Genomic DNA, 9,543 nt, shown 5'->3' on the forward strand with positions numbered 1-9,543 from the left:
CGACGTTTAATGTGCAAATAGACAAACTTACCTCTAAGAGGAAAATCCTGAATCGTTATTTCATCTAGAAAGCCTTTAGATACTAATTCTACCGCATCAAACTCTTTTGGAGGTTTTGCTTTTTCTTCAAAATGTAGATGTAGGTTTTCTTCAGAGTTAGTAGCGGAAACTATTTCAAAGTTCTTTATTAAAAAATCAGGAAGCATAAATTTTAAAAGTTCTATAGAAGTCATATCTCAAAGTTAATTATGCAAAAATATTATTTTTTCTAAAAACTCTTCCCAGGTTTTGTTCTTGATCCTAAAAATTAGGCATAAATTATTAGTTAGCCTAAAAGAAAGAATTCTATATTTCTCTCCCTCTAAATTGAGATCTAAAGCTTTTATTTTGGCATTGAATAATTTTTGCCGTTCGCAAGTGTCGGGATCTGATTGTAACGATTTTTACTGCTAACTAGCTGTCGGAAGGCAGGTCAGGACTACTATTTTGCCGTAATCAGCTATTTTTATTTCCAATTTAATTGTAGAGCGAAACAGGTTTTTTCTTCTTTTGTTATGCTAAATGTAGTAGATTTTTTAGATAAATTCTCATGAATCACAACGGAGTCATTTAAGGATAGTTCTTTCATGAAATTCATTTCAAAACTATTAAGATTTTGATTTAGAATTAATTTTTCGTCAACATGGTCTAAGCACCATTCAAGGTATTTTACATTGTTGACATGATTGACTATGTCTAAATCTGATAAGTAGACTACTTTTTCAAAAATGACTTCCTTCTCTGGGTTAATCGTTATTTTTGAAAAACTTTCTTGTGTTGGTTTTCTTTCTGGGTACAATTCGAAATGCTCGTATGGCAAAGCTAACGCTTCTGGACGACGTTTTTCTGTATTAAATACAGCCCAAAAAGTTTCAGAACCAACGATCTTTCTCCCATTTACATGCATTTCTAACGCACGTATCGAACGGGAATTTTCAAGGGTATTGATCCACGTTTTTACCGTTACTATGTCTCTCCATTTTGGCAATGCACTAATTTCAACACGCATTCGGCTTAGAACCCATGCTTGATCGAATTCCTGCATGTCCGAAAAACTGATGCCACCCATATCCGAATGTGCTGCCGCAGTCAATTGCAAAATATTACACAAGTCGGTGTATTTTAAATATCCATTAGGCATGCATTGGGTGAAATTGATTTCCCAATCCTTACTTAAAACGGAAGTGAAATTTGAAGCTATTGGCATGAAGATACTATTTTTGATTAACGATTTTAGAATACTGTATGATTCTACTATTTATAAAGTGTATATATTATTCTATGGAATTGATATAATTAATAACAGTCTCATAAGGTGTTTCAAAATCAAACCATTCTGTGTTTTGATCTCTTTTAAACCAGGTGAGCTGGCGCTTAGCAAAACGTCGTGTGTTTTTCTTGATTTCTTCGATGGCAAATTCTAAGCTAAAATCGCCGTCAAGGTAGCTGAACAATTCTCTGTAACCTACAGTTTGCAAGGCGTTCAGTTCTTTGTTTGTATATAAACCTTTGGCTTCTGCCAATAAACCTTCGTTTATCATAATGTTCACGCGTTGGTTGATTCGGTTATACATTATGCTTCTTTCTGCTTCAAGACCTATAAGAATGGGAGTGAAGCTGCGTTCATTCTTCTTCTGGTTTAAAAAGGAGGAATACGGCTGTCCTGAGCCAATGCATACTTCTACGAAGCGCATCATACGTTGCGGGTTTTGTAAGGTTTGTGGATTTTCTTTTGTTATGCTTTCAAAATACGCAAAATCAAGTGCTTTTAGTTGCTCTTGTAGGTAGACAATTCCTAGTTTTTCATACTGGGCATTTACGGTTTCTCGTACCGATGGGTCAATTTCTGGGAACTCATCAAATCCTTTTAAAATAGCATTTACATATAAACCAGAACCACCTACGAGTACTACATAGTCGTTTGTCAAAAATAATTCATCGATTTTTTTTATCGCATCTTTCTCAAAATCACCAACAGTATAGTGTTCAAAGATTGATTTATTTTGGATAAAATGATGGGGAGCAGCGGCTAATTCAGTTACTGTAGGAACGGCGGTACCTATTGACATTTCCTTGAAAAATTGACGGCTGTCACAGGAAACAATTTCGCATTTAAAATGATTAGCCAGAATAATACTTAAGGCTGTTTTTCCTATGGCTGTTGGCCCAACGATGGTGATGAGATGTTTCATATTTATTTTTAGCCCAGATAGCAACGTAAACCCCGGACGACTGCAAGTTAGTATTTCTAGATGTAAAAGAGCGCCTTTAGAAGCTCCTTTTATGTCTTAGAAATACAACTTTAAGGAGGAGGAGTTGTAGTGAATAGCTGGAAATAGCTTTGTATATTATTTAGTGTCAAACGAATGTCCGCAATGAGGACAGAAATTAGCGTTGTCTGGATAATCTTCGATACCACATTCCGTACATGGTTTTTTGTGAATAGATACCTTATCATGGCTTCTTTTAGCGATTTCGGCACTTACAATACCTGTTGGTACTGCAATGATTCCATATCCCAAAATCATCACAAAAGAGGCGATGAACTGTCCTAATGGAGTTTCAGGAGAGATGTCTCCATAGCCAACAGTAGTCAATGTTACAATTGTCCAGTAGATACTGGCTGGAATGCTAGTGAAACCACTTTCTTTACCTTCCACGAGATACATTATAGAGCCAATAATTATGGTACTAATTAGTACAAAGTAAATAAAAACTATTATTTTTCCTTTACTAGCTTTAATGGCTTGATTTAGCTGCAGGGATTGGCTTGTAAACTGGGGATGGTTTAATATTTTAAATAATCGCAATAGTCGCAAGGAACGAACAACTGCCAAAATACTAGCTCCCATAAAGAAAATTGACAAATACATGGGGAGAATAGCAAGCAAATCAATTATTCCATAGAAACTGGACATGTATTTCCGGGGCTTATTGATTGAAATGATTCGGAGAATGTATTCGATGGTAAATAATACGGTGATAATCCACTCGAGAAGCACGAGATAGGAATGGTATTTTAGATCAAATTCAGTAACGGTTTCCATCATTACTAAAAGAACGCTCAATAAAATAAGGCCAAGGAGGATTAAATCGAATAATCGACCCGCCTTTGTACCTGTCCCGTAGATTAGAACATTCACCTTTTGTCTAAAACGCTCGTATTTTGATTTTAATTCGGGCATAAGCAGTATTGATTTTTAGATCTTACCTTAGAAATTTATGATTTTGAATCCTTTGTTTTTTCTGATGTGTCCCTGAATAATATTACGGGTGTCGCGATTATTTTGCATCGGAATAATGATGTTTTTCAGGATTTCGATATTCGTGATCTGATAATTTAAATCATAGAAAGTATAACCTTTGTAAACACCATTTTCAACTAATACTGCACTGCGTTCATTTATCGTTCTTCCCTTTTCAACAATCACCATACTCTTGTTTTCAAAGGAGTTTTGCGCAATAAAATCAGCTACTCTTTCATTATATTCCACGGCAGGAATACTACCGATACAAGCACCGTCACATTCATTAATTATTTGTTGATAACAACATGTTTTAGAACTGTATAAGCCAGTTAATTTCTGGCATAGCTTGAAGTGTGATGTTATTAAAGATAAGGCATTTTTTCCTTCTTGTGCATTAACATAAGAGAGAATTTCCTTTTTTCTGCCGTCCGCTTTTTCAAGCTTCAAGTTTAAGTACCCGCTAGCATCTTTCTCAGAATAGATAGACCACGAATAATTGCTTTTTCGTGACATCCTGTTGTAAATAGGTCTGTTGATTTTTATTTCTTCCGTTTCCTTTAAAAGGGCTATTAATTCACTTCCAGTTTCCTCAAAAGTTACTGTAAATACTTCTGCTTGAATTTTTTTGGCACTTCTCGTTATTCCAGTAAAATGCTGATTTACTCTTTTTTTAATGTTTTTGCTTTTTCCAATAAATATAATCTTACCTTCCTTGTTGTGAATATAATAGACACCTGTTCTTGAAGGTACACTTTCAACAATTTCAAGTAAGTTTATAGCAATTCCTTTCTGAACTGCCGATTTAATTAGATCTTTGATAATAGTTTTTTCTAAATCTTTATCCAGTAACATTTTGAATAATTTCACTGTTGCCAAAGCATCCCCACTAGCACGATGTCTATCAGCCATTGGAATTCCTAGAGCTCTAACTAACTTTCCTAAACTGTGTGAAGCTTGTTCTGGCATCAATTTCTTAGATAACTCGACTGTACAAAGTGTCTTTGTATTAAAATCATAGCCTAAGCGGCGAAATTCTGTTTGTAGAATTCGATAGTCAAAATCAGCATTGTGTGCGACAAGTACACAATCATTTGTCATTTCTATAATGCGTTTTGCTACTTCAAAAAACTTAGGAGCAGACTGTAACATGGCATTATTTATACCAGTCAGTTTTACTACAAAAGGTTGAATTGGAATTTCAGGATTGACTAAACTAATAAATTGGTCGACGATTTCATGACCATCAAATTTGTAAATGGCGATTTCGGTAATTCCTTCTTCATTGAATTGTCCTCCTGTGGTTTCTATGTCTAATATTGCGTACAAAATAAGTGTTCAGTTTACAGTTAAAAGTATTCAGTGGTTTGATCAAAAATGTAATAGCATCAATCCTAGTGAAGTCTTCTCATTTGAGAATAAAAATGGTTGCCCTTAACAACTATTTTTTGAGATTGACGATGTCGCAAAGAAATTAATTTCTTCCTCCAAAGATACTACTTCCTATTCGAACCATCGTGCTGCCACATGAGATGGCCAGTTTATAGTCACCTGACATTCCCATCGACAGCGTATTCATTTGGCAATTTTCAGTTTGCTGTGATTGTAGTTTATCAAAAATTATTTTTAAGTGCGAAAATTCTTTTTTGATTTGATCTTGGTTATCGGTAAATGTTGCCATTCCCATTAATCCAGTGATTCGGATGTTTTTCATTTCCTCAAATTCGCTTGAAGCTATAAGAGAATTTAGTTCTTCTTCATCAAGACCAAATTTTGTTTCTTCCTCCGCAATATGCATTTGCAACAAGCAATCAATAATGCGGTTATTTTTCAATGCCTGTTTATTGATTTCCTTCAGTAATTTAAAACTGTCTACGCCATGAATCAAATTTACGAATGTTGCCATAAATTTGACTTTATTTGTCTGAACATGACCGATCATGTGCCATTGAATGTCCTTGGGCATTTCCTCCCATTTATCGGCCATTTCCTGGATTTTGTTTTCACCAAAAATGCGTTGACCTGCATCATAGGCTTCCATCAAATCTGGAACAGGTTTAGTCTTGGAAACCGCAACCAAAGTTACTTGTTCTGGTAAGGTATTTTTTATTGAAAGTAAATTTTTAGCTATTGACATCGTGTAATTTTTTATTAGTAAACTTTTTTAAATAAGTTTAAAGTTCATAAATGACTATTCCGCTTCTAAACTTTGGTTCGATATAGGTGCTTTTTGGGGGCATAATTAAATCAGCATCGGCCAAAGCTTTAATCTCATTAATATTGGAAGGGAAGAGAATAAATCCAACTTCAAATTCACCTTCATCAATTGTCTTTTTTAATTCAAGAATAGATTGCTTTCCAGAAACGTATTCGATGCGTTCATCATCGCGTAAATCTATAATCGCTAAAATAGGGAAAAGAACTGTTTCGTATAATATCTGTGCGTCCAGACTTTCTAAAGCTGTTTTGAAAATAAGTTTTTCCTTTCTTAAAATTAAACTGTAGAATTCATTGTCAAGATACATTCCGAATTGGTGTTTTTTAACAGGTTGGAATGGTTGCTGCTTTAGATTTTTAATAACAAAATTTTTATCCAGTTCTTCGATAAAAGCTTCTTTTTCAAAACCGTTTAAATCTTTTATTAAGCGGTTGAACTGGTATATCTTAACGTTGTGTTCAGAAATTAAATAACTAAGCAAATAATCCTTAGCAACATTCTCTGGATTTTCATTATCTTCTGAAAGTAGTGCCGCAGCTGCTGAACGGTGATGACCATCAGCTATGTACAGAGTGTCTATTTGTTTGAAGATGTTCTGAATCCAGTTGATTTCGATCGAGTCATCAATCTTCCATAGATAATTGACTTCTTTTTTAGTAGTCGAAAATTCAAAATCAGCTAATTTTTGAGTTCTATTAAAAATCCAGTTTTCTATCGTTTTATTATCAGGATAGGTCATTAAAACGGGTTCCGTGTTGAACTCTGAATATTTCATATAATCTTTAAGCAACTGCACTCTAAAAGCAATCGTTTCTTCGTGTTTTTTAATACTATTACTGCGATAATCATCTATGGAGGTAGCTACAATAATTCCAGTAAAAGAATGTTGTTTAGTGATTATTTTATGAATATAAATACCTGGTTTCTTGTCTTTGACTAGAATTTTTTCTGTCTTAAAATCTTGGTATTTTTGATTTACTTGGCGGTATCTTTTTTCAAAAGATACGGTCTCTTGATTTGTATATGCAGGTTTTAAAACATGCAAAAATGACAGCGGATTGAAATCTAATTGTGCAGCTAATTCAGCAGTGACGTATTCTTCGTAAGAACGACAGCTTACAAGGCAAACTTTATCGCGTGTAGGACGTACAGCATTAAAAGGAATTATTCTAGCCATTATTTAGAGTATTAAGTTGCAGTCGCACGTTCCAGATGAAACCGCGACCGTCAACTTTGCCTTTATATGAACTGTTTAGAGATTTTCTCTGCTTTTTTGCTTTCTGAATAATCGTAGAAGCCTTCTCCAGATTTCACACCTAGTTTTCCTGCACGAACCATATTGACTAATAGCGGGCAAGGCGCGTATTTTGGATTTTTGAAGCCGTCGTACATAACGTTTAAGATTGCCAGACAGACATCAAGTCCTATGAAATCTGCTAATTGCAATGGACCCATAGGGTGACCCATTCCAAGTTTCATAACGGTATCAATCTCATATACACCAGCTACTTTATTATACAATGTTTCGATTGCTTCATTAATCATCGGCATTAAAATCCTATTAGCTACAAAACCAGGGTAGTCATTTACTTCAACTGGTGTTTTTCCTAATTTCTCTGACAAAGTCATAATAGTTTTTGTCACATCATCACTAGTGTTATACCCACGAATGATTTCGACCAATTTCATGATAGGCACTGGATTCATAAAGTGCATCCCAATAACTCGTTCTGGATGTGAAACTACTGCTCCAATTTGAGTAATAGAAATGGAAGATGTATTTGTCGCTAATATGGTGTCAGGAGAACAGGCCTCGTTTAATTGCTTGAAAATGTTTAGTTTTAAATCTACATTTTCGGTTGCAGCTTCTACCACTAAATCAACACCTACAACTCCGTCTTTGATATCTGTATACGTAATTATATTTGTTATCGTTTTAACTTTATCTTCTTCGTTAATGACTCCTTTTGAAATCATTCTATCTAAATTGGCAGCAATTGTTGCCATTCCTTTATCTAAAGATTTTTCAGAAACATCTATTAATTTTACTGTAAAACCACTTTGGGCAAATGTATGGGCTATTCCGTTACCCATTGTTCCTGCTCCTATTACTGCTATTATTTTCATTTATTGTATGTTTAATTTTAAAGCTTTCTCGTTTAACTTTTAAATTCGAAGTATTGTTCTATTTCTTAAAACAATCGATAATTTGGTACGCAACTCTTAATGCTTCTGTAGCTTGTTCCAAAGTCACAATAGGCGTTGTATTGTTATTTATCGCATCTGCAAATGTTTCTAGTTCCTCAAGAATAGCATTGTTTTGCTCCACGTCAGGGTTCGAAAAGTATATTTGCTTTTTTACGCCTTCAGCATTTTGTAAAATCATGTCAAAATCACCGGGTGTTTCTGGTGCATCTTTCATTTTTACAACTTCACATTTCTTTTCTAGAAAATCAACAGATATATACGCGTCTTTTTGAAAGAAACGAGTTTTTCGCATGTTTTTCATCGAAATTCTACTCGCAGTCAAATTAGCAACACAGCCATTTTCAAATTCGATTCGGGCATTTGCAATATCGGGAGTATCACTAATTACAGAGACACCACTGGCGCTTATGTTTTTAACTTTAGATTTTACCACGCTTAAAATCACATCGATGTCATGAATCATCAAATCTAAAACTACTGGTACATCTGTACCGCGAGGATTGAATTCAGCCAAACGATGGGTTTCTATAAACATGGGGTTTTCAATCATGTTTTTAGTGGCGATAAAAGCAGGATTGAATCGTTCTACATGTCCCACTTGCCCTTTAACATTATACTCATTGGCCAAAGCAATAATTTCTTCAGCTTCTTCAATAGTATTCGAAATGGGTTTTTCAATGAAAACGTGTTTGCCTGATTTGATGGCAACTTTTGCACATTTATAATGAGAGAGTGTTGGGGTTACAATGTCTATTACATCAACTGCGTGAATAAGAGTAGCAATTGTACTAAAATGTTTGTATCCAAATTCCTTAGAAATTTTCTCGGCATTTTCTTTATTTGGATCATAAAACCCAACTAATTCATATTTTTCAGACTGTTGTAATAAACGTAAATGTATTTTTCCTAGGTGACCTGCGCCTAATACTCCAATTTTCAGCATAATAATGTTGTTTCTACAAAAATAGGAATAAAAATTAAAATTCAATTTTTTAAAATCCCAAATTGTAATAAAAATGATAATAAATTCATTTGAAAATTGGGATTTGTTTTTTGGTATTTTTACCTCTATTTTTACCAAAATAAAATAATAAACATTGAAAGATACAGCCAAACATCAAGGACTTCGGAATCAATTAGTAAGCATTTTGCAGCAAAAAGGGATCACCGATGTAAATGTCTTGGATGCGGTAAAAAAGATACCGCGCCACTTGTTTTTAAATTCTAGTTTTGAAAATTATGCCTATCAAGACAAGGCTTTTCCTATTGGTGCGGGGCAAACTATTTCACAACCTTATACCGTAGCTTTTCAGTCTCAATTGTTACAAATTAAAAAAGAGCATAAGGTATTAGAGATTGGAACCGGATCAGGATATCAAACGGCAGTTTTGTGTTTGATGGGAGCTAAAGTATACAGTGTCGAACGTCAAAATGAATTATTTAAACAGACTTCTACTTTGCTGCCAAAATTAGGGATTCGCCCAAAGCACCTTTCTTTTGGAGATGGTTATAAAGGATTACCAAGTTATGCTCCTTTTGATAGTATTATCGTTACTGCAGGGGCGCCCTTTATTCCGCAACCACTCATGGCGCAATTGAAAATAGGAGGTAGGCTTGTTATTCCGCTAGGAGATAAAGTACAGATTATGACTTTGTTGATTCGGGTAAATGAAACACAATTTGAGAAACATGAACTTGGGGAATTTAAATTCGTTCCTTTGTTAGAAGATAAAAATTAAATTAAAGCCTCTTTCGATAGACTGCCCCCAAAAAGTTAGACACTATTTGGGGGTATTTTTATGGAAAGAAAAGTCAAATATGATTATACATTTA

Annotated in this window: 10 protein-coding genes; 1 reads left to right on the top strand and 9 read right to left on the bottom strand. The window is 34.4% G+C overall.

The window, feature by feature from the left end:
• From QO200_RS19000 to QO200_RS19040, 9 genes are all read right to left on the bottom strand, one after another.
• The coding region (locus QO200_RS19000) for a transposase (protein WP_371543505.1) at window positions 1-233 on the bottom strand (233 nt) is incomplete at its 3' end.
• 272 nt (window positions 234-505) lie between these two features.
• Window positions 506-1,246: an acyl-[acyl-carrier-protein] thioesterase gene (locus tag QO200_RS19005; protein WP_371543507.1), complete on the bottom strand. Its 741-nt coding sequence runs from the start codon at window positions 1,244-1,246 to the stop codon at window positions 506-508.
• A 67-nt stretch (window positions 1,247-1,313) separates the two neighbouring features.
• Complete coding sequence (gene miaA / locus QO200_RS19010) at window positions 1,314-2,231, bottom strand: tRNA (adenosine(37)-N6)-dimethylallyltransferase MiaA (protein WP_371543509.1); 918 nt, start codon at window positions 2,229-2,231, stop codon at window positions 1,314-1,316.
• A 156-nt stretch (window positions 2,232-2,387) separates the two neighbouring features.
• Entirely contained in the window at window positions 2,388-3,224 is an 837-nt protein-coding gene (locus QO200_RS19015) for an ion transporter (protein WP_371543511.1), read from the bottom strand.
• A gap of 27 nt (window positions 3,225-3,251) precedes the next feature.
• Window positions 3,252-4,613: an exonuclease domain-containing protein gene (locus QO200_RS19020; protein ID WP_371543513.1), complete on the bottom strand. Its 1,362-nt coding sequence runs from the start codon at window positions 4,611-4,613 to the stop codon at window positions 3,252-3,254.
• A 145-nt stretch (window positions 4,614-4,758) separates the two neighbouring features.
• On the bottom strand, window positions 4,759-5,421 hold the full coding sequence (locus QO200_RS19025) for a YggS family pyridoxal phosphate-dependent enzyme (protein WP_371543515.1): 663 nt from the start codon (window positions 5,419-5,421) through the stop codon (window positions 4,759-4,761).
• A 37-nt stretch (window positions 5,422-5,458) separates the two neighbouring features.
• The gene (locus QO200_RS19030) at window positions 5,459-6,679 is read right to left on the bottom strand and encodes a DUF1015 domain-containing protein (RefSeq protein WP_371543518.1); all 1,221 of its coding nucleotides are present in this window, start codon (window positions 6,677-6,679) and stop codon (window positions 5,459-5,461) included.
• Between the two features lie 62 nt (window positions 6,680-6,741).
• A complete protein-coding gene (locus tag QO200_RS19035; RefSeq protein ID WP_371543519.1) occupies window positions 6,742-7,629 on the bottom strand; it encodes a 3-hydroxyacyl-CoA dehydrogenase family protein in 888 nt (295 codons plus the stop codon).
• Window positions 7,630-7,687: 58 nt separating this feature from the next.
• Complete coding sequence (locus QO200_RS19040) at window positions 7,688-8,653, bottom strand: Gfo/Idh/MocA family protein (protein WP_371543522.1); 966 nt, start codon at window positions 8,651-8,653, stop codon at window positions 7,688-7,690.
• Window positions 8,654-8,807: 154 nt separating this feature from the next.
• Between QO200_RS19040 and QO200_RS19045 the strand changes: the two genes are divergently transcribed.
• Window positions 8,808-9,449 carry a protein-L-isoaspartate(D-aspartate) O-methyltransferase gene (locus QO200_RS19045; protein WP_371543525.1) on the top strand — a complete coding sequence of 214 codons (642 nt, stop codon included), beginning with the start codon at window positions 8,808-8,810 and terminating at the stop codon, window positions 9,447-9,449.
• Window positions 9,450-9,543: the final 94 nt, after the last annotated feature.

The organism is Flavobacterium sp. Arc3 (assembly GCF_041431375.1).
Taxonomy (GTDB): Bacteria; Bacteroidota; Bacteroidia; order Flavobacteriales; family Flavobacteriaceae; genus Flavobacterium.

Excerpts from the sequence above, each read along its gene's own strand:
- QO200_RS19005 (WP_371543507.1), bottom strand. The coding sequence starts at position 1,246 with ATGCCAATAGCTTCAAATTTCACTTCCGTTTTAAGTAAGGATTGGGAA.
- miaA (WP_371543509.1), bottom strand. The coding sequence starts at position 2,231 with ATGAAACATCTCATCACCATCGTTGGGCCAACAGCCATAGGAAAAACA.
- QO200_RS19015 (WP_371543511.1), bottom strand. The coding sequence starts at position 3,224 with ATGCCCGAATTAAAATCAAAATACGAGCGTTTTAGACAAAAGGTGAAT.
- QO200_RS19025 (WP_371543515.1), bottom strand. The coding sequence starts at position 5,421 with ATGTCAATAGCTAAAAATTTACTTTCAATAAAAAATACCTTACCAGAA.
- QO200_RS19030 (WP_371543518.1), bottom strand. The coding sequence starts at position 6,679 with ATGGCTAGAATAATTCCTTTTAATGCTGTACGTCCTACACGCGATAAA.
- QO200_RS19035 (WP_371543519.1), bottom strand. The coding sequence starts at position 7,629 with ATGAAAATAATAGCAGTAATAGGAGCAGGAACAATGGGTAACGGAATA.
- QO200_RS19040 (WP_371543522.1), bottom strand. The coding sequence starts at position 8,653 with ATGCTGAAAATTGGAGTATTAGGCGCAGGTCACCTAGGAAAAATACAT.